This is a genomic window from Vitiosangium sp. GDMCC 1.1324 (genome assembly GCF_003044305.1).
Lineage (GTDB): Bacteria > Myxococcota > Myxococcia > Myxococcales > Myxococcaceae > Archangium.
The window spans coordinates 891,544-908,423 of sequence record NZ_PZOX01000002.1; the positions used below are offsets into that span (position 1 = coordinate 891,544).

Annotated in this window: 13 protein-coding genes; 7 read left to right on the forward strand and 6 right to left on the reverse strand. The window is 68.3% G+C overall.

Annotation, left to right across the window (positions count from 1 at the left end; translation table 11 throughout):
* Positions 1-26: 26 nt before the first annotated feature.
* Entirely contained in the window at positions 27-1,607 is a 1,581-nt protein-coding gene (locus tag DAT35_RS08145) for a hypothetical protein (protein ID WP_108066309.1), read from the forward strand.
* Positions 1,608-1,632: 25 nt separating this feature from the next.
* Here DAT35_RS08145 and DAT35_RS08150 read toward each other — a convergent pair whose 3' ends face one another.
* Together DAT35_RS08150 and DAT35_RS08155 are read right to left on the reverse strand one after the other, a co-directional pair.
* Positions 1,633-2,997: an MFS transporter gene (locus DAT35_RS08150; protein WP_108066310.1), complete on the reverse strand. Its 1,365-nt coding sequence runs from the start codon at positions 2,995-2,997 to the stop codon at positions 1,633-1,635.
* Positions 2,994-3,539 (reverse strand): hypothetical protein, encoded by a 546-nt coding sequence (locus DAT35_RS08155; RefSeq protein WP_108066311.1) that lies wholly within the window; start codon positions 3,537-3,539, stop codon positions 2,994-2,996. The genes DAT35_RS08150 and DAT35_RS08155 overlap by 4 nt, the downstream gene beginning before the upstream one ends.
* A gap of 144 nt (positions 3,540-3,683) precedes the next feature.
* Here DAT35_RS08155 and DAT35_RS08160 point away from each other — a divergent pair, with 144 nt between their 5' ends.
* Positions 3,684-4,607 (forward strand): LysR family transcriptional regulator, encoded by a 924-nt coding sequence (locus tag DAT35_RS08160; protein ID WP_108066312.1) that lies wholly within the window; start codon positions 3,684-3,686, stop codon positions 4,605-4,607.
* On the opposite strand, the gene DAT35_RS62310 is transcribed toward DAT35_RS08160, so the two are convergent.
* Entirely contained in the window at positions 4,604-4,993 is a 390-nt protein-coding gene (locus DAT35_RS62310) for a hypothetical protein (protein WP_199242836.1), read from the reverse strand. The genes DAT35_RS08160 and DAT35_RS62310 overlap by 4 nt on opposite strands.
* A gap of 50 nt (positions 4,994-5,043) precedes the next feature.
* Between DAT35_RS62310 and DAT35_RS08170 the strand changes: the two genes are divergently transcribed.
* The 3 genes from DAT35_RS08170 (at position 5,044) to DAT35_RS08185 (ending at position 11,123) form a co-directional block, all read left to right on the forward strand.
* The gene (locus tag DAT35_RS08170; protein WP_233261354.1) at positions 5,044-5,319 is read left to right on the forward strand and encodes a transposase; all 276 of its coding nucleotides are present in this window, start codon (positions 5,044-5,046) and stop codon (positions 5,317-5,319) included.
* A gap of 432 nt (positions 5,320-5,751) precedes the next feature.
* Positions 5,752-9,825, forward strand: a complete 4,074-nt coding sequence (locus DAT35_RS08180; protein WP_146209626.1) for a glycoside hydrolase family 19 protein — start codon at positions 5,752-5,754, stop codon at positions 9,823-9,825.
* Positions 9,826-9,827: 2 nt separating this feature from the next.
* Entirely contained in the window at positions 9,828-11,123 is a 1,296-nt protein-coding gene (locus tag DAT35_RS08185) for a sugar-binding protein (protein WP_108066315.1), read from the forward strand.
* Positions 11,124-11,188: 65 nt separating this feature from the next.
* Here the strand turns inward: DAT35_RS08185 and DAT35_RS62315 are convergent, their stop codons facing one another.
* Positions 11,189-11,377 carry an SRPBCC domain-containing protein gene (locus tag DAT35_RS62315; protein ID WP_108066316.1) on the reverse strand — a complete coding sequence of 63 codons (189 nt, stop codon included), beginning with the start codon at positions 11,375-11,377 and terminating at the stop codon, positions 11,189-11,191.
* Between the two features lie 5 nt (positions 11,378-11,382).
* Here DAT35_RS62315 and DAT35_RS60580 point away from each other — a divergent pair, with 5 nt between their 5' ends.
* Entirely contained in the window at positions 11,383-12,192 is an 810-nt protein-coding gene (locus DAT35_RS60580) for a DUF4424 family protein (protein WP_233261355.1), read from the forward strand.
* 126 nt (positions 12,193-12,318) lie between these two features.
* Here DAT35_RS60580 and DAT35_RS08205 read toward each other — a convergent pair whose 3' ends face one another.
* Complete coding sequence (locus DAT35_RS08205; RefSeq protein ID WP_108066317.1) at positions 12,319-13,131, reverse strand: hypothetical protein; 813 nt, start codon at positions 13,129-13,131, stop codon at positions 12,319-12,321.
* A 371-nt stretch (positions 13,132-13,502) separates the two neighbouring features.
* The gene (locus DAT35_RS08215) at positions 13,503-13,994 is read right to left on the reverse strand and encodes a hypothetical protein (RefSeq protein WP_108066319.1); all 492 of its coding nucleotides are present in this window, start codon (positions 13,992-13,994) and stop codon (positions 13,503-13,505) included.
* Between the two features lie 159 nt (positions 13,995-14,153).
* Here DAT35_RS08215 and DAT35_RS08220 point away from each other — a divergent pair, with 159 nt between their 5' ends.
* Positions 14,154-16,880 (forward strand): hypothetical protein, encoded by a 2,727-nt coding sequence (locus DAT35_RS08220; protein ID WP_108066320.1) that lies wholly within the window; start codon positions 14,154-14,156, stop codon positions 16,878-16,880.

Below are 16,880 nucleotides of genomic sequence, written 5' to 3' on the forward strand. Positions count from 1 at the left end.
CCGCGTGCGGCCAGTTCCTCGCGCTGTTGACCGATGGGCACGTCGCGTTCTTCGACTCCGAACTGCGCGAGGTTGAGCGCTTCAAGGCTCCGGGCAAGAGCCTCACCCCCTGGGGCGACGGCGTGCTGATCAGCGACGAGCGCTCATGGGTGATGTGCAAGCCAGGCGGCGTCGCGTGGACATGGAACGCTCCATCCAGCACCGCCAAGCCCTATGTGATTGGGACGCGCGCGGTCGTTGGCTCGTGGGAAACGCCCAAGGCGTGGGTGCTGGACTCGGGCAGTGGCAAGCTTGCCGAGCTCGGATTGCCCGGCTACTTGACCGGCGCCTGCGCGCTCGGTGGTGGCATCGTCGCCAGCGCGAGCTCGGGACACGCCGCGCTGTGGTGGCAGGCAGAGACCGGGGTGGTCGAGCTTGAACACGACTACAACCCGCAAGTGCTGGGGGCGGTGGCGCAGGGGGCGGCTACCGCAGAGAAGAACATGCTCTACCTCTGGAGCGCCAGCACCGATGGACCCGAGGCGCCTCCAGTGGAGACGAATCTGCCGCTCGGGGTGCCCATTGTCGTGGGCGGCTGCGGTGTAGTGCTCTCGGCGCACGGGCGCTTCGCTTCGCGAGGGCGAGACTTCAAGGGTCGCGCGCAGCGCATCGATCGCCAGCACGCGAGGTGGCGCCCTGCGGTCTCGGCCGATGTGGCGCACACGCTGATCGACTCGCTCGTGCAGCGGCGCACCGACGGCGAACTGCCGGCGGCGGATGAACCTCTTGATGACCCACGTCAGGAACTGCCGCTGCAAGCACGTGCACTCTTTGCGCAGGAGACGCTCGACGAGGAGTTGCGCAGAACCGCCGAGTGGAGGCGCAACGCGTTCTTCTCCGAGCTGGGACAGGCAGTCGGGGTCTCCGCGCGCACGCTGCTCGCCGCTGTGCGTGCCGGCCGTTTTCCGCTCGAGCCGCCACGCACCATCGCCCGCTGGGAATACCTCGGCGCGTTCGAAACCGACGGCAAGGTGACGGTCAGCGATCCTTGCTACAGGAATCGCAAGCCCCACCCCGCCGATGCCGTGCTGCCGCTGTCGCTGAAGCTCAAGGTGCGCCCAGGACGCTGGCATCTCTATCTGCGCCCGGGCACCGCTGACGATGCTGGATACACGGCTGAGCTCGCAACGATTCACGAGGACGGTTTCGACGTTTTTGCAACCACGGAGCTCGGCACGATCGGCATCGACAGTGGCATGGCAGGAGTCTTCGACGCACGCTGCCCCGAATGGGTCGAGAGCGGCGAAGAGGGAGTGCGCGCGGGCCGCAGTGGTGTCGCCCATACAGGGCAGGGTGATGGCTTCTACCCGGTGTTCGGCGGAGAAGTGGGCGGAGAGGTGGTGAAGCTTCGCATCCACTTCCTGTCCCCTCCGGAGCCCAGCATCGACTCGACGTTTGCTTCGCGCGGCAGCACGAGGAAGTACTCGGCGAAGGGGCATTTCGAGCTCGGCGATACCATCGAGCACCCCACCTTCGGCATTGGCACAGTGGTCGGCAAACGCGACAAGAAGATCGAGGTGCAGTTCGCCGACCAGATACGCGTGCTCGTCGCCGCAGGGAAGCCGTAAGACCAGGCACCGCTCTCGTGGATGCTCACGATCCGCCGCGCCCGGCGCTGACCAGACCGGCCGCCAGGGCCAGCACGGCCCCGATCCCCAGGCCGATCCGCGGCGCCGCGTCGACCGGCGCCAGGGCGAAGAGCAGGGTCATGACGACCGCGCCCAAAGTCTGGCCCGCCAGCCGGGCCGTTCCCTGCAGGCCGCCCGCCGCGCCGCTGCGCTCGCGCGGGGCCGCCAGGAACATGTTGCGGTTATTGGGCGTCTGGAAGAGGCCGAAGCCCAGGCCGCACAGCATGACGATCGGGACCAGCGGCCGCGGATCGCCCCTCAGCGGCCAGAGCGCGGCGGCCGCCAGCCCTGTCGAAAGGCACGCGCCACCCGCCGCGCACAGCCAGCCCGTCGGAACGCGGTTGGCCAGGCGTCCCGCGATCGGAGCCGCGACGGCCACGGTCAGCGGCCAGGGCGTGATGTAGAGCCCGGTCGCCAGGGCGCCACGCCCCAAGGCGTGCTGCAGGTAGAAGGGCAGCGCCACCATGCCGGCCGCCTGCCCCGCGAAACAGCAGACCGAGGCGATCACCGACAGGCGAAACGACGCCGCGCGGAGCAGGTCGAGCGGGATCAGCGGCGCGCTCCTGGGCGCTTCCCGCCGGACCAGGGCCGCCAGGCCGAGGACGGCCGCGACCAGCAGGGCGACGGCCAGCGCCGGCCGCTCCGGCGCCAGCTCGGCGCCGACGACCAGCGCCGCGAAGCCGCCGGCGTTCAGGGCCACGCTCAGCAGGTCCAGCGGCCGCCCCGTGCCGGCCACGCGCGGCAGCGCCCGGCCGGCGAGCGCCACCACCGCCACGCCGAGGGGCAGGTTCACGGCGAACAGCCAGGGCCAGCTTCCGACCGACAAGATCGCCGCCCCGACCGTCGGGCCGGCCGCCGAGGACAGGGCGACGGTCAGGGCGTTCCAGCCGATGGCCGCGCCCAGTTGCCCGTGCGGGACGGTGAAGCGCAGCAGGGCGACGCCCAACGCCATGACACCGGCTCCGCCCAGGCCCTGGAGGAAGCGGGCCGCGACCAGCCACGCCAGGGACGGCGCCAGGGCGCACAGCGCCGAGGCGGCCGTGAAGAGCGCGACGCCGCCGGTGAACACCCGGCGATAGCCCAGGCTCTCCCCCAGCGCGGCGCAGGGCAGCAGGGCCATCACCAGCGCCGTCTGATAGGCGATGACGACCCGTACCGACAGGGCGGGCGTCACCTGCAGCGACCGCGCGATCGTCGGCAGCGCCACGTTGGCGACGGCCGCGTTCAGCACCACCATCCCCATGGCGGCCAGCACGGCGGCGATCGCGGCCGCGCGCCAGACGCCCTGCGGCTCGGCGTCCGCCTCGGCCTGGGCGGGAAGCGCGGTCATGCCGCCCCCACGGTCCAGACGCCGTCGCGCTCGACGTAGCGGGTCACCCGGCCCTCTTCCCGATCCTCCTTGCGCAGGTCGCGTTCGGTGAAGCGGTACACCAGCGCCGGCCCGGTCACGCACAGCGTGTCGTGGATGTCGCCGGGCAGGTAGACCTTGACCTCGCCGGGGCGCACCAGGGTGGCGTCGCGCTTCACCAGCCGAGGCCGGCCGTCCGGATCCTCGACCCGGGCGTAGGTCCCCATTTCGACCTCCCCCCGCTGGATCGCGTAGATCACCCAGCCCCGCCCGTGGTCGTGCGGCGGCCGGTAGAGGCCGGCCTGCTCGGCGTGCGCCAGGAGCACGAACCCGTGCTCGCGGTCCCGGTACAGCTCCCGGCTGGCGGGAGCGTCCTCGTGCAGCGACGCCAGCCAGGCTTCCGAGGCGGGAGCCCGCAGAAGCTCTTCCAGAAGCCGGCGGCAGTCCGCCACCACCTCGGTGGACAGCGGCCCCCAGGCCGCCTGCACGCCGTCGACAAACGCTTCGAGAGAATTGTGCGCCATCGTTCTTCCCTTCGGTTCGGGACCGTCCGTCCCAGATTTCGAGCCGAAGGTAGCCAGCGGCCTGGCATGGCGGAACGCGCACCGATCGCACTGTATTCGTGCGCCTGACGCCACATCAGAACCAGGTCGCGCTAGGGTCGGAGCATGTCGACGCCCGATCTGAACCTGCTGGTCACCCTCGACGTGCTGCTGTCCGAGGGCAGCGTCGCGCGCGCCGCCCGACGGCTGCGGCTCAGCCCCTCGGCCATGAGCCGAGCCCTGGCGCGCCTGCGGGAGACGACCGGCGACCCGCTGCTGGTCCGGGCCGGGCGCGGCCTCGTGCCCACGCCCCGGGCGCTGGAGCTGCGCGAGCGCGTCAACCAACTGGTGCAGGACGCCGAGGCGGTCCTGCGCCCCGTCAACGGGCTCGACCTCGACACGCTGGTCCGGACCTTCACGCTACGCGCCAGCGAGGGCTTCGTGGAGAGCTTCGGGGCCGACCTCGTCGCCCGGGTTGCCCGGGACGCGCCCGGCGTGCGCCTGCGCTTCGTGCAGAAGGCGGACAAGGACAGCGCCTCGCTCCGCGACGGGAGCGTCGACCTGGAAACCGGCGTGGTGGGCAAGACGACGGGTCCGGAGGTGCGGGCCCAGGCGCTGTTTCGCGACCGCTTCGTCGGGGTCGTGCGGCCGGGCCACCCGCTGACCAAGGGCAAGCTCACGCCCGCGCGCTACGCCGCCGGCCGGCACGTCTTCGTCTCGCGGCGAGGCCTCGACCATGGCCCGATCGACGAGGCCCTGAAGCCGCTGGGGCTGCGGCGGGACGTCGCCGTCATCGTCGGCGGCTTTTCCGCCGCCCTGGCGCTGGCGCGCGCCTCCGACCTGATCGCCAGCGTGCCCGAGCGGCACACCGAAAGCCTGCGCGCCGGCCTGCGCAGTTTCGCCCTACCCTTCCCCGCGCCGGAGGTCACGGTGTCGCTGCTCTGGCATCCGAGGCAGGAGGGCGACCCCGCCCATCGCTGGATGCGCCGTTGCGTGCAGGAGGCGTGCGGGCGTCCCTCGGCCCGCGAAGACGGCGGCGAGGAAGCCTAGAAGCCGTCCTCTTCCAGGCTGGCCAGACGAGCGGCCTGGTCCTCGGCGATCAGCGGGTTGATCACGTCGTCCAGGGCTTCGCCCTCGATCACCTTGGCCAGGTTGTAGAGGGTCAGGTTGATCCGGTGGTCGGTCACCCGGCCCTGCGGGAAGTTGTAGGTGCGGATGCGCTCGGAACGGTCGCCGCTGCCGACCTGGCTCTTGCGGGCCTCGGCGCGGGCGCGGTTCTGGTGCTGCGACTTCTCCGAGCTCGTCGCGCATAGAGGGATGGGGGCCCTGTTGAGGGGGAGGGAGGGTGCAGAGGGGCCGAGGAGGGCCGCTGACAGGGGCCGCCCGAGCAGTGAGCCCGGTCGGTGGAGAGGCCGCGCAGCCCGCTTGGGGTACACGCCTGCCCAGGCCGCCCTCCCATGGGGTGCGCGGTAGGGGACTGGGCCTGTTGGCTCTGTGGCGGCGTAAGCCTCAACACCACGCGGCGTGGCTGGACGTCCGACCTCCTCCCCGCAAGCAGCCCCGGTGCGCCTTGCTGGAGGGCTTCTCCCTGCACGCCAACACGCACCTGCATGCCCACGACAGGCAGGGGCTAGAGCGGCTGTGCCGCTACGAGGCGCGCGGCGCGCTGGCGCTAGAGCGTTTGTCGCGAGCGGAGGATGGCCGCATTGCCTGGCGGATGAAGCGCTGTAAGCCTCCGATGATGGCCGACACCCTGGGCTGAATCGGAGGCTTACTGCGCAACTACCTGGCGCAGACGGCCATCAAGCGCGCCCAGGCCGGCGACTTCCGCGAGGTGGACCGCCTGCGCGCGCTCCTCGAGGACCCCTTCTCCGAGCACCCCGAGCACGAGGCCTCCGCCCAGCCTCCGCCCACCTGGGGCCGCCACCTCGTGGTGAGCTGCAGTTCCTGGGCGGAGCAGCGGCCCACGCAGGAGGATCCACCCTCTGCCAGCCTCTCACCGTGCGGAACCTCCTCGCTCCCCCAACGGTTTGGGGCACACCCGGAGCAGGTGCGGTGACGGAAAGCCGCTTCCGGGAATATGCTGACAAGGCATCTGCCTACGTCGGTTGAAGGTTCCCGGACCTCGTCATCCTCGTGGCAGGTACGCCGTCTCGCGTCGCCGAGAGCAGAAAGAGGGGGGATAGCCGTGGACGTGAACTTTCCTATTGAAGGAGTGACATCCGAGGACCCGCTCTTCAGCGGCAACGAGACGGGGCCTGATGGCTTCTTCCCCGTGGGTGATAACGGCTTCTGGCACGGGGGCGTACACCTTCGTACCGAGAAACCCCTCATCGCCATACGGGACGGCGTCCTCGTTGCCTACCGTATCAACAAGGATCCACTCGTGGCGGAGGTCGGTGGAGCCAAGATGGAGTACTCCAGCGGCTTCGTACTGCTCCGCCACGAGGTGCAGACGCCGCTGGGCCACAAGGCGACCTTCTACTCGCTGCTGATGCACGTGCTCCCCTGGGCCGCCTATCGCAACAATCCCGCCCTGCTTCCCCCGCGTTTTCTCGCCGAGCGACACCCGAAGAAGATCAAGACGGATCGAGACGGCCGTGGCGTCAACGTCCGGAGCGACGCCTCGTCGTCGATCCTCGTGGGAGTCATCCCTCGGGGCGCGCTGGTCGTTCCGGTTCCGGGGGCCGCACCGGCGGGACACTGGACGACCACTCGGGAGTCCAGAGGCTTCGTGAAGGTCCGCTGGAACGGGCTCGAGGGCTGGGCGAAGATCGACCGGAGCAACTCGCGCGAAGAGCGAGCCTCGACGCAATGGATTGCCACCGCGCTCATTCCGGTCTGGCGTGCCGATGACGCCAGTCAGAAAGTGGGAGACATCCCGGCGAATGCGATGTTCCAAGCATCCCGGGAGAGCCCTTCTCATGCTTCCTGGAGCCGGCACGTCCGGAAGGACGCGCTCTTCAAGGTGGCCTACGGCGCCATCCAGGGCTATGCGGACCTGAAGGACGCGGCCCTGGCGGCGAACATCCGGCTCACCGGTGGCGATGATGCGCCCGCGGACAGGGCGAAGCTGGGGCTCGCGGTCCGGGAGAAGGGCAACAATGACGCCCCCGTCCTCCGCATCCTCCCCAAGGGAGAGTTCCCCCGATTCAAGGATCCGCTCGCCGTCAAGCGGCCCGACCGGAAGTTCTACGAGCTGGAGGATGGCGGCTTCATCTTCGTGGACGAAACGACGATGGAGCTCGATTGGGCCATCATCGAGCCCGAGAAGTTCGACGACGTGGTCGTACCGTCGAGGGCCGTCGAGCTCGAGCGCGGCACTCCACTCGGCTACGCCGGCACATTCCTGCGCGAGTTCGACGAAGCGCCCGCGCCCCCTGCCCCGTCGGCGAACAACCTCGCCCACTTCGAGCTCTTCACCACCGATCCCGAGTTCGCGAAGAATCCCCACAACGAGCACTGGTTCGGAACGAAGTTCCGGCTCCCTGCCGGCACCACCTTCAAGCTCCGCCAGAGCGCTCCCGGCGCCCTGCATCCCAAGGTCGTCGTGGACCTCCGGGCCAAGGACGCGATGCAATTGGTCCGGCAGAACCCGGGGTCCGGGCACGCGCGGTACTTCCGACATGAGGTCGTCGGCTGGAAACGCATCAGCGAGCTCGGGGAGTTCTTCGACAAGGGGTATACGCTCCAAGAGCCCCCGGGTCCGCTGCTCGAAGAAGCCCCAGCCTGCTGGTGCAAGGAGCCCGAGGTGGCAACCCTGGACCCGCGAGCGGGCCGCGGCGATTACCTTGAGGAGGTGACCACGAGAGACGTCGGAGAGACATACAAGAACGTCCGCTACCAGAAGACGGAAGGCACGAAGAGAACCGTCATCGACGGGTGGGCACGGGAGCATGAGCTCGGCGACTTCTATGCGCAGGCGTACTGCCCGGCGGATGCCGTCCCCTCCGCGGTCGCCCGCAAACCCACCGACTGGATCACCCCCCCAGCAGCGGCCGACGTCGTCGTGCTCGACGCCGGACGGTATGTCCGGCACGACGCCGAGCAGCAGATTCCCGAGGTCTTCCGCAAGGTCCGCCTCAACAGGGAGACCGGGTGGACACCGAAGTCACTCCTGGGGAGCCTCGATCCCCTCAAGCACGTCTACAAATCCGCCTCGGCCGTGCCCTTTCTCCCCGCGGCCCCCACCACTCTCGAGGAAATGCGAACGGGCCGCACCGTGCCCGCCGGCTCGGAGTTCGAGGACGCGGGTGAGGAGACCACGTCGAACGAGGCGTGGGTTCAGGTGACCTTCCGCAACGCAGCCGCGGCGGAGGTCGCGGCCTGGGCGAGGAAGGCCGAATTGGGCCCAGCGCTGAGAAATCAGTTCGTGCTCACCCGTGCGCTCCAGACGCTCTTGAGCAAAAAGCCGCGCAAGGACTCGGACACGGAGAAGGAGAAGGACATCCTTCGCATCGATGCGGCAGCCGGCACAGCGCTCCAGTACCTCGGAAACGACGGCGTGGCGACACGCGAGTACAAGAAGGTCCGGAAACATGGGACTGACATCGTGGGCTGGAAGGCAACCCGCGAGCTGAGGAAACACGCCCTCCCCGCCCCCACTCATTTCCGACTCGAAGCCGACCTGTCGAGCCTGCTCCGCGCGGAACCCCGACAGATAGAGCTCGCCGCACCGGCGGGTGCCGAGGTCAACATGACGCAGGAGGCCACGATTGCCGGGACTCCGTACCTGCAGATCTCCCATCACGGCAATAGCGGCTGGTGGCCCAAGGCGGAGTTGGGCGAAGTGCGCGCGGGCAAGTGCACCCTTGCCTCGGAGCGCCGATGGGTCCTCCGGGACAGACCCGCGGACCCACCCGAGGAGGTGAAGATCACGGCGAAGCGAGGCGACGCCGTGATTGTCGAGAAACAGGCCGGAGCCTTCGCGAGGCTCAAGGTCATTGTCACCGAGGACGCGGAGCGCTGCCATGGTTGGTACACGGCCGCGGACTTCAAGGTCATCCGCAAAGCCTCGGTGGAAACGCGGAAGGCCCTGACGGAAGCGCTGACGGATGATCCCGACAGCGCGTTCACCGTCAACGCGGGCGTGAACACCTCACCCATTGAGTTCGAGGCGACGACCGTGCCCGCGGTCTGCACCCAGAAAGGAGAGGGTTGGCACGAGGTTGAGTACGACCCCGGCAAGCGCGGATGGATCAACCTCCACATCAACTCGGCCGATCGCAAGTTCGTGTACCCCGGTGTCACCGCGGTCTCCGCCTACGATTGGGAGGGCTGGCAGAAGCTCGAGGAGGAGGGCGCCGAGGCCCGCTTCAGCGACGACGGCCTGTGTGATGTGCCGACGCTCATGAACCTCCTCGAGAAGGATGAGCGTGGGGCCGCGAGGGACGGAGAGGCCACCAAGAAGGGCTTCCCCACGCCCAGGGCCATCAAGAAGGCGCTCACCGATGAGAAGGTCAAAGGAAAGCTTCGCAAGCTCATCTGCCAGCACCCCAGCGAGTGGGCCTCCGGGGGAGACTGGGAGCGGAAGTTCAATCGGTTGAAGGCATCGCCCTGGCTCCTGGATGATGCCGACTACCAAGCGACGCTGGACTACATCAAGAAGCTCGAGTTCTGGAGTGCGGCCTTCGCGGGGGACCGAACGGCCCCCTCTTCCCCGAAGGTCTGGCACTGGCACCCCATCAATGTGCTCGCGCAGTGGAGAAAGATGCGCGGGGTCACCGCGGACCAACTCAAACGGATCATCCCGAGGGCGACCAATGCCAATATCGCCAGGTACATCGGCTGGCTCAATGTGACGATGGAGCGCTACGAGCTCAACACGCCCCTCCTCCAGGCACATTTCCTGGCGCAGCTCGCACATGAGAGCGCATCGCTCCGGTGTGCGGTGGAGGATGCGTCCGGAGAGCTGTATGAGGCCCGCTTCGACCTGAACAATGTCCGGCCCGACGACGGGAAGAAGTTCAAGGGACGTGGACTGATCCAACTGACAGGTCGATTCAACTACTCGAAGTATGGGGCCTACATCGGCGAGGACCTGACCGCGGACCCGTCGCGCGTGGCCACCGATCCGCAGCTGGCGTGCGATGCTGCGGGATGGTTCTGGCGCTACAATGACAACAAGGATCTGAACACGATCGCAACCCGCGCCGATGATGAGTGCGTCAAAGACGTGACCCACGTGATCAATGGTGGCGAGAACGGCCTGAGCGAGCGGCTGGAATTCTTCTACAACGCCAAGCGTGTCCTGATCGACTGGAGCTGACCATGCGAGGCGTACTCAGATACCTGCTGCCGGTGCTCTTGTTCGGTTTGTCTCCCGCCTCGGCGTCAGGAGGCCGTGCACCGAAACTCCCTCCCCAGGACGAGGTCGTCGAGTGTGCGAAGGGAACAGGGCTGGATCTCGACGGAGATGGGATACCGGACCTCGCCTGCGTCACTCGCCGGGGAGACGAGGATCCGCAGCGCGCCGTCGTGGTGCTCAGCAGCGCTCCGGCCGGCGCACCTCCCGCCCTCGATGCTCCCATCCTCCATTGCCCGTACTGTGGCGGGACAATGCCCATCCAACTCGAACTGATGGCGGACGCAGGTCCTCCGGCCGTCTTCAAAGTCAGTGAGAGCGGCGGCAGTAGAACGACCTGGACATACGAGTACCGCTTCGAGCGAGCCGGGTCACGCTTCCTGCTGGTGCGCGAGCAGAAGGGAATCCTCGACCGCACCTCCGAAGTGGGGGGAGAGCTCATCACGGACTACAAGAACGGCGTCGGCGATTCGTCGCGAACGGTCTCTCGCGATGGTGATTCAGGGGGACAGTGGGCGGAGTTCTTCAATGTCTACGCGATGCCCCGGAAGGGCTCGATCAAGCTCGATGGGAATGGTCGGGAGGCCGCCTGGCGGCAGGCACCGCAACTCCCCGTGGGAAGAGCACGCCACATCCTCCTCCAGCGGAGCATCGTCGAGACGGACGCGGATCTCTCCTACTCCGTGCGTGCGCTGTGGGATGACGGCTTCCTGTATCTGTTGATCGAGCTCACCGACGATGTCGTCGTGCTCGCGCCCCCAGGGAAGAACGGCGTCCGCTACGACCATGTGGAGCTCTGGCTGGATCGCGCGGGCCCAACATGGGACGGAGAGCTCACACCGCGCCTGGAACCCGATCCGGAGAAGACCTTTCAGCTGGGCCTGGTGCCCATCCGGGGAACCAACAAGGTGCAGGTGTTGCGCTGGTTCCCGGACGAGGGCGACCTGCCGGAGGTGACGGCCGCCTGGCGCAAGACCGCGACCGGCTACACGATCGAAGCCCGTTTTCCGCTCGAACTCATCGGCGCGTCGGAAAACTACGCGGACGAGTTCGATGATCGCGACATTCGCAAGGGACTCGTCAACCTGACGGTCGTCGCCTCGGATGCGGATGACCCGGCGGCACCCCGGCAGGAGTCGATGATCGCCACGTCGCGCCTCGAGCACCGCGGAGCCCCCTTCGAGATGGGGCTCCTCCATCTGATGAAGTCCACGACTCCAGACAAGGTGGACGGCGGAGGCGGAGCCAGCGCCTCTCGTTGAGACGGTTGCAGTTCCTGAGCCGGCCCCTCTACCTCCAACGGCTCCACGCCGGAGGTGTCCAACCTCTATGTCCGGGGTCTCAGCACCCCGGCGAGCCCTTCCAGGATCATCGTCCAGCCCTTGGGCACCTCGTTCTTCCACTCCTCCGGCACGCCGGACTGGGTCAGGCTGAGCTCGCAGCCGGTGGCCGTGGGCGTAATCTCGATGGTGACGGTGCTGAAGGCCGGGTCGAACTTCGGCTTGCCTCCAGGGATTCTCCATGAAACGTCTGCTGTCGCTGGCCCTCCTGTGCCTTGTTCCCCTGCCCGCCTTCGCCAACAGCTCCACCGCGGGCTACTCCAACGAGGGGCTCAAGCTCCTCAAGTCCGAGAACATCCGCATGGCGAGCGAGGATCTCTTCGTGTCGACGAAGCGCATCCGCGTGCGCTACACCTTCGAGAACCTGACGCCCAAGCCCATCAAGACCCTGGTCGCCTTCCCCTTTCCCGACGTGGATCTGCTGGCGGACACGGACGTGTCCGAGGTCTCCGAATTCACGCTCACCATCGGGGGCAAGCACCAGACGACACGGCGCGAGACGGTCTACACGGTGCAGGGCAAGAAGTACCGCGACAAGGACCAGGCCCGGAAGCTCATCGAATCGGAGCAGGCCCGACGTGATGGAGGCGAGGAGCCCACCGAGGGCTTCACGGCCAGCGAGCAGCATACCGAAGTCCGCTGGAGGGTCACACTGCGGGCACATGCGGCCCAACCGGAGGTAGCAGCGGAGGTGGTGAGAGCCTGGGAGGAGGAAGGAGGCACGCAGTCGGCCTTCATGCGCAAGCACGGGTTGCCGCGCGAGAGGCTGCGCTTCTGGACGCGGAGGCAAGAAGGGAAGGAGGGTACGCGCACGGCCATGTCCTTCGTGCCCGTGGAGGTGGCGCCCGCCGAGCGGGGCGAGGCGGGGCGGGTGCGTGAAGAGGCGGTGCAGGTGGAGGTGGGAGGGGTGCGCGTGCGAGTGGAGGCGGGAGCCAGCCAGGAGCTGGTGGAGCGGGTGCTGCGCGCGGTGAAGGAGGTGCAGGGGTGCTGAAGCTACCGGAGGGGGTGAGAATCTGGGTGGCGACGGAGCCGTGCGACATGCGCAAGCAGGCCGACGGGCTGTACGATGTGCCTGACACCTCCGCCGGGTGGCGGCTCGGCTCCTTCGTCCGCGGGCTCACGGGTGGAGGGCTTGCGGCTCACGCGGCTTGCGCGAGCGCGCCGAGACCGGCACGTAGCACTTTCCCTGGTACTCGGCGTAGTTCTCCCCGCAGGGCGGACGCTTGGCGAGCTCCAACCAGCAGCCACCGTTGAGTTCCACCTCGTCCAGGTTGGGCTTGCATGGCGCCTTCGCCTGGTCGCTGAAAGGCTTGTCCGGCAAGGGATAGGCGATGGCCGCCGGGCCCATGTCGCCCGTGTCCACCATCGTGGGTGCACGAGTCGCCTCCACGGCTCGCACCGCCATTGCGGCGGCCTCGTGCCGTGCGCCCCGTTCGAGCTCGGTGTAGGCCCGCCAGTGCGCCACCACCAGGTACAGCACCATGGCCAGGACGCTCAGCTCGAGTCTGTACTCCACCCCCAGCCCCAACGCCCGGCGCGCGCCCGCGGCCCACCGCTTCAGCCGTCCCTGCGGCTGTTGCATCAGGTGGCCACGCGCTTCGTCGCTCCACTCCATCCGCTCCACCATGCGGGTGAGCACCTTGAGCATCCCCGCCAGCACCACCAGCCTGCCCGTGGCCGGCGCCTTCTCCATCTGCAGAGCTACGTACAGCGGCCGGGTCTCGACTGTGACACGCACCCGGCAGTCCTCCTCGGTATCCCCGTCCACCGACGGTCCCGGCAGCAGCACCAGCGCGGGCGCATCCGTGTGCACGTTGCGCGCCTCGTAGAGCCGGCCCAGGTCCCCCATCTCCGGGTCCTCGCGCCTGAGCCTCCTGCCGATCCGGAACGGTCCCAGCCGTCCGTCCTTCCCGCGCTTTGCGTCCGTCATGCGTGTGCCTCCTCTCGTCCCTCTTGTACACATCCCATGCGGGCGCGTCCTCCCATCCACCCGGTGGAGCCCACGCATCGTCCTCGCCACATCCACACGGCTTGCGGAGATGACCTATCATGTCACGTTGACCTTAACCATTCCTGAGGTCAGGATGCTCCGGGCATGAGCGGGCCGAAGCGCAGAGCCACCTACGAAGACATGGAGACGGTTCCCCCCAACTGTGTGGGGGAGATCGTCGATGGTGAGTTGTACGTGAGCCCTCGCCCAGCCTCGCCCCATGGCCGGGCCGCCTCTCGACTCGGAATGCTGTTGGGAGGCCCTTTCGATCTGGGCGAGAAGCGATGATGCTCATCCATTGGTGAACCGGACTACCATCCCCAGTCGATCCTGATCTCCGCGTCGCCCGAACACTCGGGCACGGGAACGTGCACGTCGGCATCGGCCACCAGCCGGCCTTGAATCCAGTCCCACGTCGAGCAGAGTGAACGCCGGGACTCCAGCTGCTCGCGGGAGAGACCCCGCGTGTACGCCGGCTGGGCGAGCTCCTCCGAGAGGGTTGTTGCTCGTGCATGCAGCTCGTTGGCGGCGCGTGCGAGGCGTGCGGCATGCATCCGGCACCGGAGCTGCGCGAATCGCTCATAGGCCGCGTGGCATTCCTCGACGTGCAACAGGAGCTGCTGCAGGGTCTCGAGCGTTTCATCCGAGAAGCTGACGCGGGCGAAGGTATTCGGCTCCGTGGCCAATTCAGTGGCCATCTCGAGCAACCGCGCCAGCGAGGACCATGCGAGCCATGCCGTACGGTTCACGCTCTCGACATGCACGTGCACGACCCACTTCGGCTGGATGTCCTTCGAGTTCATGGCGCGCAGGCTGGAACCCTACCCGCTGCGGGCTCGGAAGAAACGCAAGGGTCGAGGGTGGGCTCCGCCGTCAAGTCCCTGGATGCGCCCCGCTACCCCTCCTGATGCCGTTTCACCCTCGCCGTTCGACTGTCCACTTGTGGTAAACCCGTCCGCCCGATGGCCACGAGCGACGAGCTGACGGCAGCAGACCTGGAGCGGTTGTCACGCGCGGAAGCGCCCGACCTCGCGGAGGCCGTTCTGGCCTTCCTCGAGCAGCCCGACAAGGAGCCCGAGAAGCTCCCCCAGGGCGCCCTCGCCTTCGACGGGCTCCTCAACCTCCTGCGCCAGTCCCAGGCCCGCCGCTCCGCCGAGGCCCGTCACACCGGCGCCCGCGACGCCTGGCAGCGCTACCTCGCCCAGAAGGACGTCCCGCTCCCCGCGCGCTTCGCCCTCGCCGACCTGCTCGTCTCCCTCTACGAGCGCAATACCAACTCCTCCCGCGCCGCCCTCTTCGAGCTCGCCCGCCGCGCCGACCTCCGCTTCGGTCTCTGGGGCGGTCTCAAGCGCATCTACAAGCTCGCCGAGGAGCGCCACGACGCCGAGATGTTCGGCGTCCTCGCCTGGCGCTTCGACACCGAGCGCTCCGACTCCTACCGCTCCCGCGACGTCTCCAAGGGCACCCTCACCTACCTCCAGCGCCGCGCCTGGCGCTACCTGCGCCACCTCGGCCAGGCCGTCCCCGAGCTCTACCCCCAGTTCGCCGTCGAGGTCCTCCGCCACTACGGCTCCGATACCTCGTGGCGCTCGTGCTGGGTCTCCAACCACGTCTGGGCCCACGAGACGGACAACTACTCCGCCAACTCCTTCCCCATCGAGCCCCCCAGCGACATGGTGAAGAAGCGCGCCTTCACCGACGCCTGGAAGCGCTCGCCCGATGCGCTCATGCGGTTGCTCGACACCTGTCAGTCGGACCCCGCCGCCCGCTTCGCCATCCAGGGTCTGCGCAAGGACTTCCCCGACACCCTGCGCAGCAACGTCACCCCCGCCTGGCTGGACAGGCTCGCCCGCCGCCCGCTCGCCAGCGCCCACGACTTCCTCGTCGAAACCCTCCAGGGCTCGCCCGAGTTCCACCAGGGCAAGCTGCGCGAGCTCGGGCTCCACGACGCCGTGCTCGCGCTGCTCGTGTCCCCCAGCAACAAGGCCCGCGCCTACGCCATCGAGTATGCCCGCGCCCACGCGCAGGACCTCCCCGCCGAGCGTCTCGCCGAGCTGCTCGAGGCGGACCACTCGGACGTGAATGCCTTCGCCGCCGCCGTGCTCGAGAAGCGCAACCCGCGCGAGCTCGGCCCGGACTTCCTCGGCCGGCTGCTCCTCTTCAAGCAGACCGCGAAGTTCGCCGCCAAGGCGCTCGAGCAGAGCTTCGACCGCGCCGAGCTCACCCAGAAGTTCCTCTTCGACATGCTCCTCAACGGCGAGGACGACCAGTCCGAGTGGGCGACGAAGTACCTCAAGTCCAAGTACGGCAAGGGCGAGCTGCCCGTGTCCTTCTGGAAGTCCCTGCTCGATGACGAGCGGCTGGGCTCGTACGGCGGCGACGTGGAGGAGCTGGCCCTCGACTCCCTCGAGGTCTTCAAGCCCGCAGACATCGGCGCCGACTGGCTGCTCGACCGCACCATCCACCCGAGCTTCGGAGACACCGTCGCCAACTGGCTCACCGAGGCGGATGCGCTGCCCGGGCTCGACGTGGAGCGCGTGAAGGGGCTCGTCTTCAACGCGAAGTACCGCGGGGTGGCGCTCAAGCTGCTCGGCAACCGCAAGCTCTTCGCCCCGCGCGACGTGGGGATTGCGTGGTTGCTGGCGCTCGCCCGGCGCGCGGACCCCACGCTGCACCAGTTCGCCCACCGCTACCTGCTGGAGAACGTGGTGCCCGCGGACTTCAGCGAGTCCGGTGACGCCAACGCGGGCCTCGAGCGCCTCTTCGACCTGGCGCTCGGCGCGAAGCAGCCCGCCCCCGTGCGTGCCTTCGCCCAGACGTACCTGCGCTGCCACCACCCCGTCATCGGCCCCGAGCAGCCCGAGTCCAAGTCCTACCAGCTCAAGCCCAAGGCGCCTCGCAACGCGTACACCCCCGAGCGCCTCTGGCCCGCGCTCTTCGATGCCCGCGACGACGTGCGCCACTTCGCCCTCGCGGTCACCCGCGTGGAGCTGCGCGCCTGGGGCTGGCACACCCGCGTGTACGAGCTCGCCGAGGCCAATGCGAAGGAAGTGCGCAACCTCGCCTATGACGCCCTGCTCGACGCGGGCGAGGAGGGCGCCGACAAGCGCCGCACCCTCACTCCCGACGAGTTGGATCCCGTGAAGGTGTTCACGCTCACCGAGAGCACCAAGCGCTCCACCCGCGAGGTGGCCGTGGAGCTCATCCGCCGCCACTACGCGCGCCTGGGTGGGCCCGAGCGCCTCGCGTGGTTGATGGAGAGCGCCGACCGCGAAGTGGGCCTGTTCGCCATCCGCCTCCTCTGGGAGAAGCACCGCCCGCTGCACCTTCCGGAGGGGTGGAAGCCCTCGGGCGCCACGGCGTCTCCGGTGGGCGCCACCGAGCGCTTCGCCAACGTGGAGGCGCTGCGCACCTTCCTGCGCCGCATGCTGTTTGGTCTGCCCCCGGGGCGCTCCAAGGAGGGCCGCGAGGGCAATGTGGTGCGGAGGGTTTCTGCCAGCGAGGCCAAGCGCCGCGTGATTGAGCTGGTGAGGGATTTGGGACTGGAAGACGAGAGCTTCGCCCGCGTCGTGGCCCCCGTGCTCGGTGAGTTCACCGGCTCGCTGGCCAAGGGCGAGTGGCAGAGCTGCCTGGCATCGCTGGTGAAGCTGCGCGCGGCGCACCCCGGCGTGGAACTCGGAGGATTCTGA